Annotated in this window: 19 protein-coding genes; 1 reads left to right on the top strand and 18 read right to left on the bottom strand. The window is 60.6% G+C overall.

What is annotated here, in order from left to right:
• Positions 1 to 242: 242 nt before the first annotated feature.
• The 9 genes from sucD to sdhC all read right to left on the bottom strand — a co-directional run bounded on the left by sucD (position 243) and on the right by sdhC (position 11,580).
• Positions 243 to 1,127, bottom strand: coding sequence for a succinate--CoA ligase subunit alpha (gene sucD, locus JOY50_RS19095; RefSeq protein ID WP_003254203.1), 885 nt, complete (start codon positions 1,125 to 1,127; stop codon positions 243 to 245).
• Positions 1,127 to 2,293, bottom strand: a complete 1,167-nt coding sequence (gene sucC / locus JOY50_RS19090; RefSeq protein ID WP_008091914.1) for an ADP-forming succinate--CoA ligase subunit beta — start codon at positions 2,291 to 2,293, stop codon at positions 1,127 to 1,129. Before sucC ends, sucD begins: the two co-directional genes overlap by 1 nt.
• A 172-nt stretch (positions 2,294 to 2,465) precedes the next feature.
• Entirely contained in the window at positions 2,466 to 3,902 is a 1,437-nt protein-coding gene (lpdA, locus tag JOY50_RS19085) for a dihydrolipoyl dehydrogenase (protein ID WP_019472037.1), read from the bottom strand.
• 95 nt (positions 3,903 to 3,997) lie between these two features.
• Positions 3,998 to 5,221 carry a 2-oxoglutarate dehydrogenase complex dihydrolipoyllysine-residue succinyltransferase gene (gene odhB / locus JOY50_RS19080; protein ID WP_132842026.1) on the bottom strand — a complete coding sequence of 408 codons (1,224 nt, stop codon included), beginning with the start codon at positions 5,219 to 5,221 and terminating at the stop codon, positions 3,998 to 4,000.
• A 42-nt stretch (positions 5,222 to 5,263) separates the two neighbouring features.
• A complete protein-coding gene (locus tag JOY50_RS19075; protein ID WP_019472039.1) occupies positions 5,264 to 8,095 on the bottom strand; it encodes a 2-oxoglutarate dehydrogenase E1 component in 2,832 nt (943 codons plus the stop codon).
• Positions 8,096 to 8,339: 244 nt separating this feature from the next.
• Positions 8,340 to 9,044 carry a succinate dehydrogenase iron-sulfur subunit gene (locus JOY50_RS19070; RefSeq protein WP_019472040.1) on the bottom strand — a complete coding sequence of 235 codons (705 nt, stop codon included), beginning with the start codon at positions 9,042 to 9,044 and terminating at the stop codon, positions 8,340 to 8,342.
• An 11-nt stretch (positions 9,045 to 9,055) separates the two neighbouring features.
• Positions 9,056 to 10,828 (bottom strand): succinate dehydrogenase flavoprotein subunit, encoded by a 1,773-nt coding sequence (gene sdhA, locus JOY50_RS19065; protein WP_016488281.1) that lies wholly within the window; start codon positions 10,826 to 10,828, stop codon positions 9,056 to 9,058.
• 3 nt (positions 10,829 to 10,831) lie between these two features.
• A complete protein-coding gene (gene sdhD / locus JOY50_RS19060; RefSeq protein ID WP_003254214.1) occupies positions 10,832 to 11,200 on the bottom strand; it encodes a succinate dehydrogenase, hydrophobic membrane anchor protein in 369 nt (122 codons plus the stop codon).
• Complete coding sequence (sdhC, locus tag JOY50_RS19055) at positions 11,194 to 11,580, bottom strand: succinate dehydrogenase, cytochrome b556 subunit (RefSeq protein WP_008091902.1); 387 nt, start codon at positions 11,578 to 11,580, stop codon at positions 11,194 to 11,196. Before sdhC ends, sdhD begins: the two co-directional genes overlap by 7 nt.
• A 352-nt stretch (positions 11,581 to 11,932) precedes the next feature.
• On the opposite strand from sdhC, the gene gltA reads away from it, so the two are divergent.
• A complete protein-coding gene (gltA, locus tag JOY50_RS19050) occupies positions 11,933 to 13,222 on the top strand; it encodes a citrate synthase (protein WP_019472041.1) in 1,290 nt (429 codons plus the stop codon).
• Between the two features lie 104 nt (positions 13,223 to 13,326).
• Here the strand turns inward: gltA and JOY50_RS19045 are convergent, their stop codons facing one another.
• The 9 genes from JOY50_RS19045 to JOY50_RS19005 all read right to left on the bottom strand — a co-directional run bounded on the left by JOY50_RS19045 (position 13,327) and on the right by JOY50_RS19005 (position 20,363).
• Positions 13,327 to 13,932: an START domain-containing protein gene (locus JOY50_RS19045; protein WP_243055644.1), complete on the bottom strand. Its 606-nt coding sequence runs from the start codon at positions 13,930 to 13,932 to the stop codon at positions 13,327 to 13,329.
• A 33-nt stretch (positions 13,933 to 13,965) separates the two neighbouring features.
• A complete protein-coding gene (locus tag JOY50_RS19040; RefSeq protein ID WP_009684718.1) occupies positions 13,966 to 14,220 on the bottom strand; it encodes a YkgJ family cysteine cluster protein in 255 nt (84 codons plus the stop codon).
• Between the two features lie 129 nt (positions 14,221 to 14,349).
• Positions 14,350 to 14,826, bottom strand: a complete 477-nt coding sequence (locus JOY50_RS19035; protein ID WP_243055636.1) for a hypothetical protein — start codon at positions 14,824 to 14,826, stop codon at positions 14,350 to 14,352.
• Between the two features lie 64 nt (positions 14,827 to 14,890).
• Entirely contained in the window at positions 14,891 to 16,333 is a 1,443-nt protein-coding gene (locus JOY50_RS19030) for a PLP-dependent aminotransferase family protein (RefSeq protein WP_132847007.1), read from the bottom strand.
• 281 nt (positions 16,334 to 16,614) lie between these two features.
• Entirely contained in the window at positions 16,615 to 17,427 is an 813-nt protein-coding gene (locus tag JOY50_RS19025) for an OmpA family protein (protein ID WP_132847008.1), read from the bottom strand.
• Positions 17,424 to 17,777, bottom strand: coding sequence for a DUF4398 domain-containing protein (locus JOY50_RS19020; protein WP_019472047.1), 354 nt, complete (start codon positions 17,775 to 17,777; stop codon positions 17,424 to 17,426). Before JOY50_RS19020 ends, JOY50_RS19025 begins: the two co-directional genes overlap by 4 nt.
• Before the next feature lie 9 nt (positions 17,778 to 17,786).
• On the bottom strand, positions 17,787 to 18,608 hold the full coding sequence (locus JOY50_RS19015; protein WP_132847009.1) for an ABC transporter substrate-binding protein: 822 nt from the start codon (positions 18,606 to 18,608) through the stop codon (positions 17,787 to 17,789).
• Positions 18,609 to 18,683: 75 nt separating this feature from the next.
• Positions 18,684 to 19,613: an electron transfer flavoprotein subunit alpha/FixB family protein gene (locus JOY50_RS19010; RefSeq protein WP_028613362.1), complete on the bottom strand. Its 930-nt coding sequence runs from the start codon at positions 19,611 to 19,613 to the stop codon at positions 18,684 to 18,686.
• Complete coding sequence (locus JOY50_RS19005; RefSeq protein WP_132847011.1) at positions 19,614 to 20,363, bottom strand: electron transfer flavoprotein subunit beta/FixA family protein; 750 nt, start codon at positions 20,361 to 20,363, stop codon at positions 19,614 to 19,616.
• Positions 20,364 to 20,557: the final 194 nt, after the last annotated feature.

The raw sequence follows: 20,557 nt of genomic DNA, 5'->3' as shown, positions 1-20,557 counted from the left end.
TGTTTTGTCAGTCAAACGCACTGGCACAGTGCTGCTTGTCCGATGTGCGTACATGTTTGTCGTCTGTGCGACCGAGGACAGTGGGAATTATCCTCGGATTGAAACATTAGTCTGTGTGAAAATTCCTATCAAACCCATCGAAAAATCCCGCCGCGAAGAGGTCGACATAGAAATACACAACCCCCGAAACGACAAAGGCCACCCGAAGGTGGCCTCTGTGCGCGTGGGGGGGTGTAGCAGTATTACTTCTTGGCTTCCCAGCCAGTCAGCTCGGCCAGGGCCTTGCCGATATCAGCCAGGGAACGCACGGTCTTCACACCAGCGTCCTGCAGGGCGGCGAACTTCTCGTCCGCAGTACCCTTGCCGCCGGAAATGATGGCGCCAGCGTGGCCCATGCGCTTGCCCGCAGGTGCGGTAACACCAGCGATGTAGGAAACGACAGGCTTGGTCACGTGGGCCTTGATGTAGGCTGCGGCTTCTTCTTCTGCCGAACCGCCGATCTCACCGATCATCACGATCGCTTCGGTCTTCGGGTCTTCCTGGAACAGCTTCAGGATGTCGATGAAGTTGGAGCCCGGGATTGGGTCACCGCCGATGCCGACGCAGGTCGACTGGCCGAAGCCGGCGTCGGTGGTCTGCTTCACAGCTTCGTAGGTCAGGGTGCCGGAACGCGAAACGATACCGACCTTGCCTGGCAGGTGGATATGGCCTGGCATGATGCCGATCTTGCACTCGCCTGGGGTAATCACACCTGGGCAGTTAGGGCCGATCAGGGTCACGCCCAGCTCGTCGCACTTGACCTTGGCATCCAGCATGTCCAGGGTAGGAATGCCTTCGGTGATGCAGACGATCAGCTTGATGCCGCCGAAGGCAGCTTCCAGGATCGAGTCTTTGCAGAAAGGAGCCGGTACGTAGATGACCGAAGCGTCAGCGCCGGTAGCTTCCACGGCTTCCTTGACGGTGTTGAACACCGGCAGGCCCAGGTGGGTGGTGCCACCCTTGCCTGGGGTTACGCCGCCAACCATCTTGGTGCCGTAGGCGATGGCTTGTTCGGAGTGGAAAGTACCCTGCGAGCCGGTGAAGCCCTGGCAGATGACTTTGGTGTCTTTATTGATCAGGACGCTCATTACTTGCCCTCCGCAGCTTTGACAACTTGTTGAGCAGCGTCGGTCAGGCTGGTTGCCGCAATGATGTTCAAACCGCTTTCTGCCAGTACTTTAGCGCCCAGTTCGGCGTTGTTGCCTTCGAGGCGAACCACAACCGGAACTTTGACGCCGACTTCTTTCACTGCACCGATGATGCCTTCGGCAATCATGTCGCAGCGAACGATGCCGCCGAAGATGTTGACCAGGACGGCCGCGACATTGCTGTCGGACAGGATGATCTTGAAGGCTTCGGTAACGCGCTCTTTGGTAGCACCGCCGCCAACGTCGAGGAAGTTCGCTGGCTTGCCGCCATGCAGGTTGACGATGTCCATGGTACCCATGGCCAGGCCGGCACCGTTGACCATGCAGCCGATGTTGCCTTCCAGGGCCACGTAGTTCAGCTCGAAGCTGGCAGCGTGGGCTTCACGAGGATCGTCCTGCGACGGGTCGTGGAAGGTTTTCAGCTTAGGCTGACGGTACATGGCGTTTGCGTCGATGTTGATCTTCGCATCCAGGCAGTGCAGGTCGCCGTCGGCCTTGATGACCAGCGGGTTGACTTCCAGCAGGGCCAGGTCGTGTTCTTTGAACAGCTTGGCCAGGCCTACGAAAATCTTGGCGAACTGTGCAACTTGCTTGCCTTCCAGACCCAGCTGGAATGCCAGTTCACGACCCTGGAACGGCTGAGCGCCGACCAGTGGATCGATAGTAGCCTTGATGATCTTCTCAGGAGTTTCGTGAGCGACTTTCTCGATGTCCACGCCACCTTCGGTGGAGGCCATGAACACGATACGGCGGCTCGAGCGATCGACTACAGCGCCCAGGTACAGCTCTTTGGCGATGTCAGTGCAGGATTCGACCAGGATCTTGGTCACTGGCTGACCGTTGGCGTCGGTCTGGTAGGTTACCAGGCGCTTGCCCAACCATTGCGCAGCGAACGCCTTGGCGTCTTCCTTGCTGCGAACCAGCTTGACGCCGCCCGCTTTACCGCGACCACCTGCGTGAACCTGGGCTTTTACAACCCACTCGGAACCGCCGATCTTGTCGCAAGCTTCTGCTGCAGCTTCAGGGGTATCGACTGCGAAACCCTTGGAAACTGGCAGGCCGTATTCAGCGAACAGCTGCTTACCCTGATACTCGTGAAGATTCATGCTTTTTACCGTCTTCGTTAGGTACTGCGCTTCGGCGCTGCGCCATTACTGGCGCCGCACCACCTGTGACCGTTGACCCCGGGTTTTCCCGTGTGATCCGGTCCGGCGGACGTTCCGCGGTGAGTCATGCACGCAAGACTCACGACGGGCTGCCCGCCGTGGTTTCTTATAATTAACGCTTCTTACGGTTGGCCACGTGAATGGCGCCGCCATTCACCGCCAGCGCTGCTTCATGCAACGCTTCGGACAGGGTTGGATGGCTGAAGACCATCATGCCCAGATCCTCGGCACTGGTGCCGAATTCCATTGCGATTGCACCCTGCTGCACCAGTTCGGCAGCCGATGGGCCAATCACGTGTACACCCAGAACGCGGTCGGTCTTGGCATCGGCGATGACCTTGACGAAACCACCGGTGTCGTTGGCTGCCATCGCACGGCCGCTGGCCGCGAACGGGAAGGTGCCTACGTTAACCTCAACACCCTCGGCCTTCAAGGACTGTTCGGTCTTGCCGACCCATGCAATTTCCGGGTGGGTGTAGATAACCGACGGGATCAGGTCATAGTTCATCTGGGCCTTGTGGCCCTTGATGCGCTCGACGACCATGATGCCCTCTTCCGAGGCCTTGTGGGCCAGCATCATGCCGCGTACCACGTCACCGATGGCGAACACGCCCGGAACGCTGGTGGCGCAGTGATCGTCGACGAAGATGTAGCCACGCTCGTCGATGGTCACGCCGCTGTCGGAAGCCAGCAGGTCGGTGGTGACAGGGCGACGGCCGACCGCAACGATCAGCTTGTCGAAGGTGATCTTCTGCTCGCCTTCGGCGTTGGTGTAGGTCACTTCGACTTCGTTGCCGTTGACTTTCGAGCCGGTGACGCGAGCGCCCAGCTTGATGTCCAGGCCTTGCTTGGTCAGGGTCTTCTGGGCTTCTTTCGACACGGCAGTGTCGGCAGCCATCAGGAAGGTGTCCAGCGCTTCCAGGACGGTGACTTCAGCACCCAGGCGAGCCCATACCGAGCCCAGCTCCAGGCCGATCACGCCGGCACCAATAACCCCCAGGCGCTTCGGTACGGTCTGGAATTCCAGGGCGCCGGTGGAGTCGACGATGACGTTCTGGTCGACCGGAGCCGGCGGAATGTCGATCGGGCGCGAGCCGGAAGCCAGGATCACGTTGTCGGCTTCGATGACTTCGGTGGTGCCGTCAGCCTTGGTGACTTCGACTTTCTTGCCAGCCAGCAGCTTGCCGTGGCCCTGGATCGAAGTAACGCCGTTGGCCTTGAACAGGGTGGCAACGCCACCGGTCAGGTTCTTGACGATGCCAGCCTTGCGGCCGACCATCGCAGCAACGTCCATCTTCACTTCGCCAGTGGAGATACCGTGGACGTTGAAGCTCTCTTTGGCTTCCTTGTACTTCCAGGAGCTGTCCAGCAGCGCCTTGGAAGGAATGCAACCTACGTTAAGGCAGGTGCCGCCCAGGGCCAGTTTACCCTCGGCGTCAGTGTACTTCTCGATACAGGCAGTCTTCAGACCAAGTTGGGCAGCCTTGATGGCAGCAACATAGCCGCCAGGACCTGCACCAATCACCACTACGTCGAATTTCTGGGTCATAAAAGATTCCTTATCAGCAACTAGCTACAAGCCAAAAGCTGCAAGCCTACACGCTTCTACTTGAAGCTTGCAGCTTGCAACTCGTGGCTGTTTGATTAGATGTCCAGCAGCAGGCGGGACGGATCTTCCAGAAGGTTCTTGATAGTGACCAGGAAGGTTACCGCTTCCTTGCCGTCGATCAGGCGGTGATCGTACGACAGCGCCAGGTACATCATCGGGCGAATCACGACTTGGCCATTGATGGCCATCGGGCGCTGGATGATGTTGTGCATGCCGAGAATGGCGGCCTGCGGCGGGTTGACGATCGGGGTCGACATCATCGAACCGAAGGTACCACCGTTGGTGATGGTGAAGGTGCCACCGGTCATCTCTTCGATGGACAGTTTGCCGTCACGGGCCTTCTTGCCGAAGGTAGCGATGCCGTTCTCGATTTCAGCCAGGCTCATCGACTCGGCGTTACGCAGCACCGGTACCACCAGGCCACGGTCGCTGGACACGGCAACACCGACGTCGGCGAAACCGTGGTAGACGATGTCGTTGCCATCGATCGAGGCATTGACAGCCGGGAAGCGCTTCAGCGCTTCGGTAGCCGCCTTGACGAAGAACGACATGAAGCCCAGGCGCACGCCATTGTGGGTCTTCTCGAACAGGTCCTTGTACTTCGAACGCAGGGCCATGACTTCGGTCATGTCCACTTCGTTGAAGGTGGTCAGCATCGCCATGTTGGACTGGGCTTCGACCAGACGCTCGGCAATCTTGGCACGCAGGCGGGTCATCGGCACGCGTTTCTCGGTGCGGTCGCCAGCAGCGACGACAACCGGCGCAGCAGCGGCAGCTGCAGGCTTGGCAGCCGGTGCAGCGGCAGGTGCCGACTTCTTGTTGGCTACAGCAGCAACCACGTCTTCCTTGGTGATGCGGCCACCTTTACCAGTACCCGCAACGGTAGCCAGGTCGATACCGTTTTCTTCAGCCAGCTTGCGCGCGGCCGGAGCAGCAACCGGGTCATCTTCGCCAGCGTCGGCGGCGGCGGCAGCCGGAGCTGCAGCAGGCGCGGCTGCCGCAGCAGGAGCAGCGGCAGCACCGCCTTCAACGATCGAACCCAGCAACTCGTCGGACAGGACGGTGTCGCCCTCGCCCTTGACGATGTCGCCCAGCACGCCATCGGCAGTAGCCAGTACTTCCAGGACCACCTTGTCGGTCTCGATGTCGACGATCAGCTCGTCACGCTTGACGGCTTCGCCCGGCTTCTTGTGCCAGGTGGCAACGGTGCCATCGGCAACCGATTCCGGGAAGGTTGGGGCTTTGATCTCGATAGCCATTATCTGTGTTTCCTTAAATTCGGTTTCAGGTGCGCGAAGGCGTTAGACAGTGAAGGCGTCTTGCAGCAGTTTTTCCTGCTGTTCGGCGTGCTTCGAAGCGTAACCACAGGCTGGCGCGGCAGAAGCGTCGCGACCGGCGTATTCCAGGACCAGTGCCTTGTTGTGGCGGCCCAGGATACGGCGCATGTGGTGCTGGCTGCTGTACCAGGCGCCCTGGTTCATCGGCTCTTCTTGGCACCATACGGCATGCTTGAGGTTGCTGTATTGCGCCAGGATTTCGACCAGGTCGTCCTCCGGGAACGGGTACAGCTGCTCGAGACGCAGGATGGCGATGTCTTCGCGGCCTTCGGCACGGCGTTTTTCCAGCAGGTCGTAGTAGACCTTGCCGCTGCACAGCACCAGGCGCTCGACCTTGGCCGGATCGATTGCGTCGATTTCCGGGATCACGGTCTGGAACGAGCCTTCTGCCAGGTCTTCCAGCGTCGAGATGGCCAGCTTGTGGCGCAGCAGCGACTTCGGCGTCAGGACCACCAGCGGCTTGCGCAGCGGGCGAATGACCTGGCGACGCAGCAAGTGGTAGATCTGTGCCGGGGTAGTCGGTACGCAGACCTGGATGTTGTGCTCGGCGCACAGCTGCAGGTAACGCTCCAGACGCGCGGAGGAGTGCTCCGGGCCCTGCCCTTCGTAACCGTGTGGCAGCAGCATGGTCAGACCGCACAGGCGGCCCCACTTGTGCTCACCGCTGGTGATGAACTGGTCGATCACCACTTGCGCACCGTTGGCGAAGTCGCCGAACTGGGCTTCCCAGATCACCAGCGCGTTCGGCATGGTGGTGGAATAGCCGTATTCGAAGGCCAGTACCGCTTCCTCGGAAAGGAACGAATCGTACAGGTCGAACCGTGGCTGGCCCGGGAACAGGTTCTGCAGCGGAATGTAGGTGCTGGCGTCCTTCTGGTTGTGCAACACCGCGTGACGGTGCGAGAAGGTGCCACGGCCGATGTCCTGGCCGGTCATGCGGATCGGGTGACCTTCGAACTGCAGGGTGGCGTAAGCCATGGTCTCTGCATAACCCCAGTTGATCGGCAAGCCACCGGCCTGCATCTTCTGACGGTCTTCGTAGATCTTCGACACCTGACGCTGGACCACGAAACCTTCCGGCAGCTCGAGCAGCTTGGCCGACAGGTCCTGCAGGGTCTTGAGGTCGAAACGGGTGTCGTGACGCGCGGTCCAGGCATGGCCCAGGTACGGACGCCAGTCGACGAACAGCTCGCGGTTCGGCTCCTTGACCAGGCTTTTCACCACGTGCAGGCCATTGTCCAGCGCGTTGCGGTACTCGTCGATCTTGGCCTGAGCGCGATCGGCATCGATGCGACCCGCCTGGATCAGTGCCTCGGCATACAGCTCACGGGTAGTGCGCTGCTTGCTGATCTGCTGGTACATCAGCGGCTGGGTGCCGTTCGGCTCGTCAGCCTCGTTGTGGCCGCGACGACGGTAGCAGACCAGGTCGATGACCACGTCACGCTTGAACTGCATGCGGTAGTCGATGGCCAACTGCGTAACGAACAGCACTGCTTCCGGGTCATCGCCGTTCACGTGCAGGATCGGCGCCTGGATCATCTTGGCAACGTCGGTGGCGTACTCGGTGGAGCGCGCGTCCAGCGGGTTGCTGATGGTGAAACCGACCTGGTTGTTGATCACGATGTGCACGGTACCGCCGGTCTTGAAACCGCGGGTCTGCGACATCTGGAAGGTTTCCATGACCACGCCCTGGCCGGCGAAAGCTGCGTCGCCGTGGATCGAGATCGGCAGCACCTTGTCGCCAACGGTGTCGTTGCGGCGATCCTGACGGGCGCGCACCGAACCCTCGACCACCGGCGAAACGATTTCCAGGTGGGACGGGTTGAACGCCATGGCCAGGTGAACTTCGCCACCGGAGGTCATCACGTTCGAGGAGAAGCCCTGGTGATACTTCACGTCACCGGAGCCCAGCTCGTTCATCTTCTTGCCTTCGAACTCGTCGAACAGCTCGCGCGGGTTCTTGCCGAAGGTGTTCACCAGCACGTTCAGACGGCCACGGTGGGCCATGCCGATCACAACTTCCTTGGTGCCGTAGGAGCCGGAACGCTGGATCATTTCATCCAGCATCGGGATCAGGCTCTCGCCGCCCTCAAGGCCGAAGCGCTTGGTGCCCGGGTACTTGGTGCCCAGGTACTTTTCCAGGCCCTCACCGGCGGTCACGCGCTCGAGCAGGTGGGCCTGCACGTCAGCGGAAAACTCCGGACGGCCGCGCACGCTTTCGAGGCGCTGCTGGAACCAGCTGCGCTGCTCGGAATCGACGATGTGGGTGAATTCGGCGCCAATGGTGCGACAATATGTCTTCTGGAGTGCATCGAAGATGTCGCGTAGGCTCGCCTCCTCTTTGCCGATGAACAGGTCGCCGGCACGGAAGGTCGTATCAAGATCGGCATTGGTCAAGCCGTAGTGATTGATCGACAGGTCTACGGGCGCAGGGCGCTGCCACAACCCCAACGGGTCGAGCTTGGCAGCCTGATGGCCGCGCATACGATAGGCCTGGATCAGTCGCAGAACTTCAACCTGCTTCTTCTCGTGTTCACTGCTCACGCTCCCGGCGGATACCGGTTGGGCGCGGCGCTGGTTCTTTGCCAGCAGTACGAAATGGTCGCGGATTGTCGAGTGCGATACATCAGTAGCGGTGCTGCCGTCGGCTGGCAACTTCTGGAAGTAAGTGCGCCACTCTTCTGGCACAGCGTTAGGGTCGTGCAGGTAGAGTTCGTAGAGCTCTTCCACATATGCAGCGTTACCACCTGAAAGGTGGGCGCTATCCCACATGCGCTGCATCACGCTTTCTTGCATGCTTGGTCACCCTCGATTAGGGGACTGATCGACAAGAGCCACAGCAAACCTGGAAAAGTCCGAATAAAGCGACTGAACCACGCCACTTGGATCCTGCTGATTTTCCGGGTACCAGCCCGGAAAGCCCCTGCTGGTCTCATATCTTCATAGGTATGAACGCGGGCTTTGTGGGCCCTTGTTCGGGTTTTACCTCAGTGCGGGCTCACACCCGCACCTCGGCATACTGCAGGTACAACACGTTGTATCAGGTGCCGCTTTGCAGCAGCATGTTACGTACGTGACCGATCGCCTTGGTCGGGTTCAGACCTTTCGGGCAAACGTTTACGCAGTTCATGATCCCGCGGCAGCGGAATACGCTGAACGGGTCATCCAGGGACGCCAGGCGCTCCTGAGTCTTGGTGTCACGGCTATCGGCCAGGAAGCGGTAGGCCTGCAGCAGTGCTGCGGGGCCCAGGAACTTGTCGGGGTTCCACCAGAACGACGGGCAGGAAGTCGAGCAGCAAGCGCACAGGATGCACTCGTACAGACCATCCAGCTTGTCACGCTCTTCAGGCGACTGCAGACGCTCGATGGCCGGTGCTGGCGTATCGTTCTGCAGGAATGGCTTCACCTTCTCGTACTGCTTGTAGAAGATGCTCATGTCGACCACCAGGTCACGAATGACCGGCAGGCCTGGCAGCGGGCGCAGGATCAGCTTGTTGCCTTTGACCACACCCGACAGCGGGGTGATGCAGGCCAGGCCGTTCTTGCCGTTCATGTTCATGCCATCGGAACCGCACACGCCTTCACGGCACGAGCGACGATACGAGAAACCCTCGTCCTTTTCCTTGATCAGCGCCAATACATCGAGAACCATCAGGTCCTTGCCGCCGGTATCGACGTCGAACGACTCCATCTTGGGCGCCGAGTCGGTGTCGGGGTTGTAACGATAAACTTCGACTTTCAACATAGCAGCCACCCTTAGTAAGTCCGGATTTTTGGCTCGAAGGCCGGTACGGTCTTCGGCGCAAAGTTGACGCCGCGCTTGGCAACGCGCTTCTCACCCGGGTAGTACAGGGTGTGGCACAGCCAGTTTTCGTCGTCACGGTCTTCGAAGTCTTCACGGGCGTGAGCACCGCGGGACTCTTTACGGGCTTCGGCCGCGATGGCGGTAGCTTCGGCGACTTCCAGCAGGTTCTGCAGCTCCAGCGCTTCGATACGCGCGGTGTTGAAGGCCTGGGACTTGTCGTTGATCTTGACGTTGGCGATGCGGTCACGCAGGCCGGCCAGTTGCTCGATACCCTTCAGCATGTATTCGCCGGTACGGAATACACCGAAGTAGTTCTGCATGCAGCTCTGCAGTTCGCGCTTGAGGCTGGCAACGTCTTCGCCAGTGGAGCGCTCGTTGAGCTTGTTCAGGCGGTTCAGGGCAACTTCGATGTCTGTGTCGCTGGCGTCGAGATGCTCGATGCCGTCGCTCAGCGCCTTCTCCAGGTGCAGGCCGGCAGCACGGCCGAACACCACCAGGTCGAGCAGCGAGTTGCCGCCCAGGCGGTTGGCACCGTGAACCGATACACACGCCACTTCACCTACGGCGAACAGGCCAGGAATGATGTGATCCTTGCCTTCTTCGTCCATGGTGATGGCCTGGCCATGAATGTTGGTGGCAACGCCGCCCATCATGTAGTGGCAGGTCGGGACAACAGGAACTGGCGCGACGACCGGGTCGACGTGGGCGAAGGTCTTGGACAGTTCGCAGATACCTGGCAGGCGGCTGTGCAGCACTTCCTCGCCCAGGTGGTCCAGCTTCAGCAGTACGTGGTCCTTGTTCGGGCCCACGCCGTTGCCGGCGATGATTTCCTTGACCATGGAACGGGCAACCACGTCGCGGCCGGCCAGGTCTTTCGCGTTCGGCGCGTAACGCTCCATGAAACGCTCGCCATGGGCGTTGATCAGGTAGCCACCCTCACCGCGGCAGCCCTCGGTGACCAGTACACCGGCGCCGGCGATGCCGGTTGGGTGGAACTGCCACATCTCGATGTCCTGCACCGGCACACCGGCACGCAGGGCCATGCCGATACCGTCGCCGGTATTGATCAGGGCGTTGGTGGTGGAGGCGTAGATACGGCCCGCACCGCCAGTGGCCAGAACGGTGGCCTTGGACTTGATGTACATGGTTTCGCCGGTTTCGATGCAGATCGCGATCACACCGACGAAGGCGCCTTCCTGGTTTTTCACCAGGTCAACGGCGTAGTACTCGTTGAGGAACGTGGTACCGGCTTTCAGGTTACCCTGATACAGGGTGTGCAGCAGCGCGTGACCGGTACGGTCGGAAGCGGCACAGGTACGGGCGGCCTGGCCACCTTTACCGAAGTCCTTGGACTGGCCACCGAACGGACGCTGGTAGATACGGCCGGTTTCGGTACGCGAGAACGGCAGGCCCATGTGGTCCAGCTCGAAGACCGCAGCAGGGCCTTCCTGACACATGTATTCGATAGCGTCCTGGTCACCGATGTAGTCGGAACCTTTGACGGTATCGTACATGTGCCAGCGCCAGTCGTCGTTCGGGTCAGCCGAAGCGATGGCGCAGGTGATGCCGCCCTGGGCGGATACAGTGTGCGAGCGGGTCGGGAAGACCTTGGTGACTACGGCAGTCTTGTGGCCGCCTTGAGCCAGTTGCAGCGCAGCACGCATGCCGGCGCCGCCGCCACCGATGATGATGGCGTCGAAGGAAATGGTTGGAATGCTAGCCATGGATCAGATACCCCAGAGAATCTGCACACCCCAGACGAAGTAAGCGAACATCGCAACGCCGCATACCGCCTGGAACAGGAAACGAATCGCAGTTGCCGACTTGCCGAACGACATAGGCGTCAGGTAGTCGGTTGCAATGGTCCACATGCCGACCCAGGCGTGAGCGCCCAGGGCAACGAGGGCCAGCAGACTGAAGATCCGCATCGCGTTATTGGAGAACAGACCATGCCACTGGGTGTAGTCGATGCCTGGGTGGGCGACCACGTAGCCGATCAGGAAGAGGAAGTAAGCCGCGAGAACGACCGCAGAAACGCGCTGCGCCATCCAGTCATAGAGGCCCGAACGCGACAGGTTCGTGACATTGGTTACCATACCCAAACTCCCACCAGAACGATCAGCACCACGGAGATGACAATCACGATTTTCGAGCCCAGCTTGCCGCCTTCCAGCGTCTCACCGATGCCCATGTCCATGATCAGGTGGCGTACACCTGCCACGAGGTGATAAAGCAGGGCGGACAGCAGGCCCCAGGTCACGAATTTGGCCAGCGGGCTGGTCAGACACGCCTTCACCTCACCGAAGCCTTCCTCGGAACCCAGCGACTTGCCCAGTGCATAAAGCATGATGGCAAGGCCGATGAACAGGATGACGCCGGAGATACGATGCAGGATGGACGTGTACGCAGTGACAGGGAGCTTGATGGTCCTTAGGTCTAGGTTTACAGGTCGTTGGCTTTTCACGGCTTTTTTCACACTGAAGAGCCCCTAGCGAATCAGGGCAAAGTTGTTGGTAAGTGTACTGGTCAGGTACCCACCACCCAGGGAACGGCGACCCCCAGCAGTTCGGGCTTGCAAGCCCCTGGCGGTCGGGTGCCGAGTATAGACAGTTAGGCTGCTTATGACAACGTGACGGGGTAGCCCAAATAGCGCATTGCCTTTAACGGACAAAAGGCGTAAATGGGCGAGAATTTCGGGAAAAATCAGGCTTGAAAGCCTGATTCAACAAGCCTTTAGGCAAATTGACATCTGAATTTATCCCTCTATAGTGGTGCGGGCCCTGCGTGGGGGGTCTGTCTGATGATTTCTAGCATTAATAGGAGGCCACATGGCTGACAAAAAAGCGCAGTTGGTCATCGAGGGCGCTGCCCCCGTCGAGCTGCCCATTTTAACCGGCACCGTTGGTCCTGATGTAATCGACGTCCGCGGGTTGGGGGCCACAGGTCACTTCACCTTCGACCCTGGTTTCATGGCGACTGCCTCGTGCGAGTCGAAGATCACCTACATTGACGGCGACAAAGGTATCCTGCTGCACCGCGGCTACCCGATCGAGCAACTCGCCGAACAATCCGACTACCTCGAAACCTGCTACCTGCTGCTCAACGGCGAACTGCCGAATGCCGAGCAGAAGGCCCAGTTCGTCAGCACCGTAAAGAACCACACCATGGTTCACGAGCAGCTGAAGTCCTTCTTCAACGGCTTCCGCCGCGACGCTCACCCGATGGCGGTGATGTGCGGCGTGGTCGGCGCCCTGTCGGCGTTCTATCACGACTCCCTGGATATCAATAACCCGCAACACCGCGAAATTTCCGCGGTGCGCCTGGTCGCCAAGATGCCGACCCTGGCCGCGATGGTTTACAAGTACTCCATGGGCCAGCCGATGATGTACCCGCGCAACGACCTGTCGTACGCGGAAAACTTCCTGCACATGATGTTCAACACCCCGTGCGAGATCAAACCGATCAGCCCTGTGCTGGCCAAGGCAATGGACCGGATCTTCATCCTCCACGCCGACCACGAGCAGAACGCCTCCACCTCCACCGTTCGTCTGGCCGGCTCGTCGGGTGCCAACCCGTTCGCCTGTATCGCCGCCGGTATCGCTGCACTGTGGGGCCCGGCCCACGGCGGTGCGAACGAAGCCGTACTGACCATGCTCGATGAAATCGGCGATGTCTCGAACATCGACACCTTCATCGCCAAGGCCAAGGACAAGAACGACCCGTTCAAGCTGATGGGCTTCGGTCACCGCGTGTACAAGAACCGCGACCCGCGTGCCACCGTGATGAAGCAGACCTGCGACGAAGTCCTGCGCGAGCTGGGCATCAAGAACGACCCGCAGCTGGAACTGGCCATGCGCCTCGAAGAGATCGCCCTGACCGATCCGTACTTCATCGAGCGCTCGCTGTACCCGAACGTCGACTTCTACTCGGGGATCATCCTCAAGGCGATCGGCATTCCGACCAGCATGTTCACCGTGATCTTTGCCCTGGCACGTACCGTGGGCTGGATCTCGCACTGGAAAGAAATGCTCTCCAGCCCGTACAAGATCGGCCGTCCGCGCCAGCTGTACACCGGCGAGCAAAAACGCGACATCGCTGCACTGAAAGACCGCAAGTAAGCTTTTTAGCCGAACGCAAAGAAGGCTGCCCTCGGGCAGCCTTCTTTATTCCAGGTCCTGTGGCCGCAGCTCGATCGTTGTGGGAGCGAGCACCGCGTTGAACCTCAGTTTTTCTCAGCCCGCTCCCGCAGCGCTTTCAGGGTATTGAACGGCGCATCCACCACGAACTTGTTGGCCACCATCGCCGGCACGCTACCACCCGGCTCGGTGTGCACCTGGTAGGTCACTTCCGTGCTGTCGCCCTTGGGCACCAGCTTCCAGAAGCCCTCAACCTTGGATACCCGCACAAAGCCCTTCTCTTCCGGCAGATAGGTCGGCTCTTCCTTCAGGTTACGCACCAGGCTGCCGTCCGCTCCCTTGACAGTGGTCACGTGCAGAATCGAATCTCGCGGCGTTACCGGCCATGGCGTATTGAACTGGGTGTAGGTCCAGCTCTGCTCACCGTCATGCTTGAGCAGCTTCTGCGACTTGCACTCGTGAATCCATGCGCAGGCCCCGACCACGTCTTCCTGCAACGCCTGCACCTTGGCCAGCGGCGCCTTGATCACGGTGACACCCTGATAAGCCTTGTACTTGGAGCCCGCCACTTCGCTGAGGGATACCTTGATCCCCTCCTCGTCCTTGGCCACCTGCCAGTTTTCGGCCCAGGCCGCAGGCGACAGCAGAACACCCACGCCACACAGCAGTGCAATACGCTTGAACGATCTCATCATGTTTATCCTTGTTGTCGAAGATCCAGCCTGTCACGCCGCCGTCATCTGCTCCCACCAGCCAAGAATCCTGATTGCCTCGTCACGGTCACTGCCGCACACCTCGACATCCGCCTTGAAGCCGCCACATACCGCCGGCCGCTCGGGCTTGCCAAACAGGTCGCAAAGGTTGGCAGCCGTCAGGTGCAGGCAGCGCTCGCCAGCCGGCTTGCCATTGGGCATGCGCGGCATCGCAGAAGTGATGGACGGGGCGATGCAGCAGGCACCACAACCCTCACGGCAGTTCATGGTTATTCACCAAAATCAGGACTCCCTGGAACAAAACGGGACGAACGTCCCTGGATAGTAACCGCTCAAACAGGCGTTTGAAATTGCTGGCACGATGAAATCTGCCGTGACCCGGCAGTCAGTTCCCGGCTACTGCCGATACTCGAAATCGATCGCCGCCCCTTCCACGTCATGACGGCTGTCATTGCGCAACTGCAGCTGCATTTCGTTATTGATCAACCGGCCATTGAGCTGGAACGGGCTGTCGGTTTCCGGCTTTTCGGTGAACATGGGCGGCAGCAAAGGCTTGCGCCGCTGGATGGGCGACGGGGTGCCCACATTCGGCTCGAGGGTATCGACCATATCGACTGGCAGGCTGAGGTCCAGCTTTGCCTTGGGCAATGGTTTGGCAACCGCCTTGCTTACCGGTTTATGCGCCTTGGCCTTGCTACTGCCGGCCTTTTTCACCACCGGCTGCGGCGCGGGCTTGGCTGCCACTTTTTTTTGCACGTGCTTGCCCTGGGTTGCCTGCGCCTGGCTTGCCGGCTGCGCAGCCGTAGCTGGACTGCCCGGGTAGCAGAGCGGTGCAAGGCACAAGATCAGGGCAAAACGGCGCAAAGCAATCATGGCAAATGGACAGACCGGCATTAAAGGTGCGTATGCTCCATGTTCCACAGGCGGCTGGCAAGCCTTACAAAAGTGTGAGCGCAGGCTCCCTGCACAACTGCTGAGCCAGCAAACCGAGCGTAATCACTGCCCGCTCGGCCTCCTTGTTCCACGGAATGCCGCAATTAAGACGGATGCAGTGGTTGAACTGTTCTGTGTTACTGAATATCAGCCCCGGCGCAATGCTGATGCCCTGCTCCAGCGCACGCACATGCAGCTCTTGGGTATTGACCCGCCCCGGCAGGCTTATCCAAAGGATGAAACCGCCCGTCGGCCGAGTCATCTGGGTGCCCTCGGGGAAGTGCTGCTGCACCGCCAACTGATAGGCGCTGAGGTTCTTGCGATACTCCTGACGGATGTAACGCAGGTGCCGGTCGTAACCGCCATTTTCCAGGTAGGCCGCCACCCCCATCTGCGTCACGCTGCAGGCCGAATGAGTGGTAAAGGTCTGCAGACGCTGAATTTCGTCCTGATAGCGCCCAGCGATCATCCAGCCTACGCGCACACCGGGGGACAGGGTCTTGGAGAAGCTTGAACAGTAGATCACCCGGTCCAGCCGGTCGAATGCCTTCAGCGCCTTGGTCTTGCCTTGCTCGAACATCAACTCGCCGTAGATGTCGTCCTCGACGATCTGGATGTCAAAGTCCGATGCCAGGCGCAGCAGCTGCTTTTGCCGTTCTTCCGGAACAGTGCCGCCCAACGGGTTGCTCAGGCGGGCGGTCAGTACCAGGGCCTTGATCGACCACTGGTTGGCCGCCAGTTGCAAGGCTTCAAGGCTGATCCCGGTGGACGGGTCGCTGGGGATTTCAATCACTTTCAGGCCCAGCAGGTCGGCCAGTTGCAGCAAGCCGTAATACGTCGGCGACTCGGCAGCGATCAGGTCGCCCGGGCGGGTCAGCACGCGCAGTGACATTTGCAGGGCATCGACGCAGCCATGGGTCACGATCACTTCACGAGGGTCGACCAGCACCCCGGCATCGCGCATGCGAATGGCGATCTGCCGGCGCAACGGCTCAAAGCCGGGGCTGAACATGTAGCTGAACGCGCGCGGGCTGTGAAAGCGGGTGACCTTGGCAATTTGCTGATGCAGGGCACGGACCGGCAGGTAGTCTACATGCGGCACCGCAGCGCCGAACGGGAACACGCCGTCCCGGCGCGCCTCGGTCAGCACTTGCTGGATAATGCTGGCGCGGGTGACCAGGCCGGGGCGCTCCACCCGGGCAATGTCCGGGGTTTGCGCGGTCAGGGCCGGCGTCTGGTGCACGTAGTAGCCCGATTGCGGCCGCGCGCGGATCAGCCCCTGGTCCTCGAGGTTGGCATAGGCCTGCAGCACCGTGGCATGGCTGACATTGAGCTGGGCACTCATCTTGCGCACGGAGGGTACCCGCTCGCCTGGCTGGTAGACACCGCGACGGATGTCATCGGCCAGTTGCTGGGCGATACGCTGGTACAGCAGCAGGTTGGTCATGGCGGCAGGCTCGTTGTTCTTGTGCGGCTCAGTGACGGTAGAGGATACCGTAACAGTTGCAAAGTGTACTGGGACAGAATGCAACATAGTCGACAATACAACAGCGTGACAGCTATCGAAACGACTAAGCCGACAAAAAGCGGGGCCGCATTGCGGCCCTTTCGCAGCACAAGGCCGCCCCTACAGGTTCTGCACATGTCTTGGGCTTGACACTACCCCTGTGGGAGCGGCTTTAGCCGTGAACACCGGCAAAGCCGGTGCCATCCTCCGCACGCCAGCGATCAGCGCGCAGGCGCGAGCCTGCCCTTGTCGTCGGAGAAGACGATCTCCACCCGGCGGTTCTGCGCCCTGCCCCGCTCAGAGGCATTGGCCTCGATCGGGTACTGGTCGCCATAGCCCTCGACCTGCAGGCGCTTTTCGTCGATACCAAGGTCCACCAACATGTCGGCCACGGCCTGCGCCCGGTCGCGAGACAGTTTCAGGTTGTCTTCGGCTGCGCCAGTGCTGTCGGTATAACCCTCGATACGCACCACCCTTCGCGGGTTGAGCTGAAGAAACTGCACCAGCTTGAGCACGGTACGGCTGGCCGAATTCTTCAGGTCGGCACGGCCAGTATCGAACAGCACATCCCCCAGGGTCATCACCAGGCCACGGTCGGTCTGCTCCGAAGCCAGTGCAGCGATCTGCGACTCGACCCACTTGCCCTGCTGCTGCACGCTGGCCAGCTTGGCCTCACGCAAAGCCAGCTGCAGGCGCTGACGCTCGAGGTCAAGCTTGGCCTGGCGCTCCTGGTTCAGCGCCAGCTTGGCATGCTCACTGGCAATCTCGCTGTAGCGCTGGCTCAGGTAAGCGTAATGACGCACATCGGAACCGGTGCCGATGTAGCTGGACAGGCGCTCGGCACGGGCCAGCGACTCGCCCGCGCGAATCACGTCCCGCGGCGCACTGCGCAGCACATCGGAATCATCCTTGACCTTTGCGAAGGTGGCACTGGCTTCATCCAGTGCTGCAGCGCTGCGTTGGCTAGCGCAACCTTGCAAGCCTGCTGCCAGCGCCAGCAGCGCCAGCGCGGCCAATGGCGTGCGACGGATCATGGCTGCACCTCCAGTTGCTTGCGCAAGCGCTTGACCCGCGACTGCAGCAGTTGCAGCTGCTCTTCGCTCTTCAGGTTCAGTACCTGGGCCTCGGCCAGGCGAGCATCCAGTTCGGCCTGCTCGGCGCGCATGCGCGCATCACGGTAGTCTTGGGTCAGCATGTTGGCCTTGGCACGGTCCAGCTTGTCTTCAGCCAGCTTCAGCGTTTCGACCTGCTCGGTGGCACCTACGGCCCTGGCCTGCTCCAGTGCCTGCTCGGAAATGCGCATCTGCTCGTCAGGGGCCGGATCGTTGGCGCAGCCAGCCAGGCCGAGCACGGCCAAGGCAAGGATTAGTGGTTGGGTTCTCACGCAATCTTCCTAGTGTTTGGGGGCGTCCGCCGGCACCTGCAGTTGCGCTTTCCAGCGCTCGACATTACGTTGCAGGACAGCCTCGGACGCACCGGAGATCGGCAATTCTGTCAGTTTTTTTGCGAGTTGCCCACGCAACCAGCTGTCATTGCATGCCGAGTTGTGCGAAAGCGCCAGGTACAGGCCTGGCCGATCCACCGGCAGGCCGCGGGCAATCAGGTCATTGCTCATACCCAGGCTCTGGGCCATGGCCATGCCCGAATAGCGGCCGGCGAGTACATAATCCACCTGGCCAAGCACCAGTTTCTGGAACGCCTGGGTCAGGTTCTGCGCCGGCATCAGCTTCAACTGGGCCTTGGCAAACGCGGTAAAGGCCGGGGTCAGGCGCGCGCGCTCGGACAAGCTGCCCTGATATCTGGCCAGGTCTGCCGGGCCCTCGAAGGTCAGCTCGGCGTCGTGGCGTGTCCACACCAGGTACTCGTTGAGCTGAAGGGGTGGGTGGATGTAGTCCAGCGCGGTCAGTTGCTCGACCTGCAGGGGCGTATCGAGCAGCAGGTCCATTCGCCCGCTGCGCACTTCCTCAAGGGCCTGATCGCGACGGCCGGCATTCAGCACCTCCACCTTCACACCCAGCTCGCCTGCCACCTGGCGCAACAGGTCCACGTTGGCACCGATCAGGTGTTTCGGGTCTTTCGGGTCCTGCCACGAATAGGGCGGTGCATCAGGGCTGCCGGTTGCCACCAGGCGCTCGCACTTGCCTGCTGCCATGGCCAGTGGCGACACCAACGCCGCCATGCATGCCAGCACCCTGCCCGTTCCGCGCAACGTCATCCCTCACTCCTCAACCCATAAAAAAACCCGACCCTCAATGCGAGGGCCGGGTTCTTTATAAGTGAAGCAGGCGGATCAGACCAGCTTTTCCAGCTCCGGAACCGCTTCGAACAGGTCGGCGACCAGGCCGTAGTCGGCTACCTGGAAGATCGGCGCTTCTTCGTCCTTGTTGATCGCAACGATCACTTTGGAGTCTTTCATGCCGGCCAGGTGCTGGATCGCGCCGGAGATACCGACGGCGATGTACAGCTGTGGCGCAACGATCTTGCCGGTCTGGCCGACCTGCATGTCGTTCGGCACGAAGCCTGCGTCGACTGCGGCGCGCGACGCACCCACAGCAGCGCCAAGTTTGTCGGCCAGGCTGTACAGGTGCTTGAAGTTGTCACCGTTGCCCATGCCGCGGCCGCCGGAAACGACGATCTTGGCAGCGGTCAGCTCTGGGCGGTCGGACTTGGCCAGCTCTTCACCGACAAAGGCCGAGATACCGGCGTTGTGCGCGGCACTCACCGCTTCAACAGCCGCCGAGCCACCTTCGGCGGCGACTGGGTCGAAGCCGGTGGTACGCACGGTGATGACCTTGATCGAAGCGCTCGATTGCACGGTGGCAATGGCGTTACCGGCATAGATCGGGCGCTTGAAGGTGTCGGCGGACTCGACCGAGATGATCTCGGAGATCTGGTCCACGTCCAGCAGCGCGGCAACGCGCGGCAGGATGTTCTTGCCATTGGTGGTGGCCGGGGCCAGCACGTGGCTGTAGCCCTTTGCCAGCTCGACGATCAGCGGCGCGACGTTTTCCGGCAAGGCGTGGGCGTAGGCGGCGTTATCGGCAACCAGCACCTTGGCCACACCAGCAATCTTGGCAGCGGATTCAGCAACGCCGCCGACGTTCTGGCCAGCGACCAGCACGTGCACATCACCACCAATCTTGGCGGCTGCAGCGACAGTGTTCAGGGTGGCCGGGGCAACGGCGCCGGCTTCGTATTCAGCGACAACCAGGATAGTCATTTAGATTACCTTCGCTTCGTTCTTCAGCTTCTCGACCAGTTCGGCCACCGACTTGACCTTGATGCCCGCGCTGCGGGCAGCCGGCGCTTCGACTTTCAGGGTCTTGTTGGTGGAGGCGAGGGAAACGCCCAGATCGTCAGGCTTGACGATCTCCAGCGGCTTCTTCTTGGCCTTCATGATGTTCGGCAGCGACGCATAGCGTGGCTCGTTCAGGCGCAGGTCGGTGGTGACGATGGCTGGCAGGTTCAGCGATACGGTCTGCAGGCCGCCATCGATTTCACGGGTGACGTTCAGCTTGTCGCCAGCAACGATGACCTTGGAGGCGAAGGTGCCCTGGGCGTAGCCGGTCAGCGCGGCCAGCATCTGGCCGGTCTGGTTGTTGTCGCTGTCGATGGCCTGCTTGCCAAGGATGACCAGCTGCGGCTGCTCCTTGTCGACAACGGCTTTCAGGGCCTTGGCTACAGCCAGGGAGTTCAGCTCGTCAGCGGCCTCTACCAGGATGGCACGGTCGGCACCCAGGGCCAGGGCGGTACGCAGTTGCTCCTGGGCAGTGGTCGGGCCGACGGAAACGACGACGATCTCGGTCGCAACGCCTTTTTCCTTCAAGCGTACGGCCTCTTCCACGGCGATTTCGCAGAAGGGGTTCATGGACATCTTGACGTTAGCAAGGTCGACGCCGGAGTTGTCCGCTTTGACGCGAACCTTGACGTTGTAGTCGACCACTCGTTTGACAGCTACAAGAACCTTCATGGATTCCTCGTTACTCTCCGGTGAATAGATAGTCGCCTGGGGCTGAGCCCGGCGATGCGCGTGGGTACAAGGGCACCTCTAAAAACGTACCGGGAGCCAGCATCTTCACAGTGACCGAACAGTCTTGTCCGGACTCTTGCGACAAATACTCACGGGTGATTTTCTGTCGTGGCGTGTAAACTCCACTACAAACC

The organism is Pseudomonas sp. BP01 (assembly GCF_022760795.1).
Classification (GTDB): Bacteria; Pseudomonadota; Gammaproteobacteria; order Pseudomonadales; family Pseudomonadaceae; genus Aquipseudomonas; species Aquipseudomonas putida_Q.
The sequence above is the reverse complement of the archived record's forward strand: the minus strand, read 5'-3'. Positions and strand labels throughout refer to the sequence as shown.

Coding starts and splice junctions, on each gene's coding strand:
- sucD (WP_003254203.1), bottom strand. CDS start 1,127: ATGAGCGTCCTGATCAATAAAGACACCAAAGTCATCTGCCAGGGCTTC.
- sucC (WP_008091914.1), bottom strand. CDS start 2,293: ATGAATCTTCACGAGTATCAGGGTAAGCAGCTGTTCGCTGAATACGGC.
- lpdA (WP_019472037.1), bottom strand. CDS start 3,902: ATGACCCAGAAATTCGACGTAGTGGTGATTGGTGCAGGTCCTGGCGGC.
- odhB (WP_132842026.1), bottom strand. CDS start 5,221: ATGGCTATCGAGATCAAAGCCCCAACCTTCCCGGAATCGGTTGCCGAT.
- JOY50_RS19075 (WP_019472039.1), bottom strand. CDS start 8,095: ATGCAAGAAAGCGTGATGCAGCGCATGTGGGATAGCGCCCACCTTTCA.
- JOY50_RS19070 (WP_019472040.1), bottom strand. CDS start 9,044: ATGTTGAAAGTCGAAGTTTATCGTTACAACCCCGACACCGACTCGGCG.
- sdhA (WP_016488281.1), bottom strand. CDS start 10,828: ATGGCTAGCATTCCAACCATTTCCTTCGACGCCATCATCATCGGTGGC.
- sdhD (WP_003254214.1), bottom strand. CDS start 11,200: ATGGTAACCAATGTCACGAACCTGTCGCGTTCGGGCCTCTATGACTGG.
- gltA (WP_019472041.1), top strand. CDS start 11,933: ATGGCTGACAAAAAAGCGCAGTTGGTCATCGAGGGCGCTGCCCCCGTC.
- JOY50_RS19045 (WP_243055644.1), bottom strand. CDS start 13,932: ATGAGATCGTTCAAGCGTATTGCACTGCTGTGTGGCGTGGGTGTTCTG.
- JOY50_RS19040 (WP_009684718.1), bottom strand. CDS start 14,220: ATGAACTGCCGTGAGGGTTGTGGTGCCTGCTGCATCGCCCCGTCCATC.
- JOY50_RS19035 (WP_243055636.1), bottom strand. CDS start 14,826: ATGATTGCTTTGCGCCGTTTTGCCCTGATCTTGTGCCTTGCACCGCTC.
- JOY50_RS19030 (WP_132847007.1), bottom strand. CDS start 16,333: ATGACCAACCTGCTGCTGTACCAGCGTATCGCCCAGCAACTGGCCGAT.
- JOY50_RS19025 (WP_132847008.1), bottom strand. CDS start 17,427: ATGATCCGTCGCACGCCATTGGCCGCGCTGGCGCTGCTGGCGCTGGCA.
- JOY50_RS19015 (WP_132847009.1), bottom strand. CDS start 18,608: ATGACGTTGCGCGGAACGGGCAGGGTGCTGGCATGCATGGCGGCGTTG.
- JOY50_RS19010 (WP_028613362.1), bottom strand. CDS start 19,613: ATGACTATCCTGGTTGTCGCTGAATACGAAGCCGGCGCCGTTGCCCCG.
- JOY50_RS19005 (WP_132847011.1), bottom strand. CDS start 20,363: ATGAAGGTTCTTGTAGCTGTCAAACGAGTGGTCGACTACAACGTCAAG.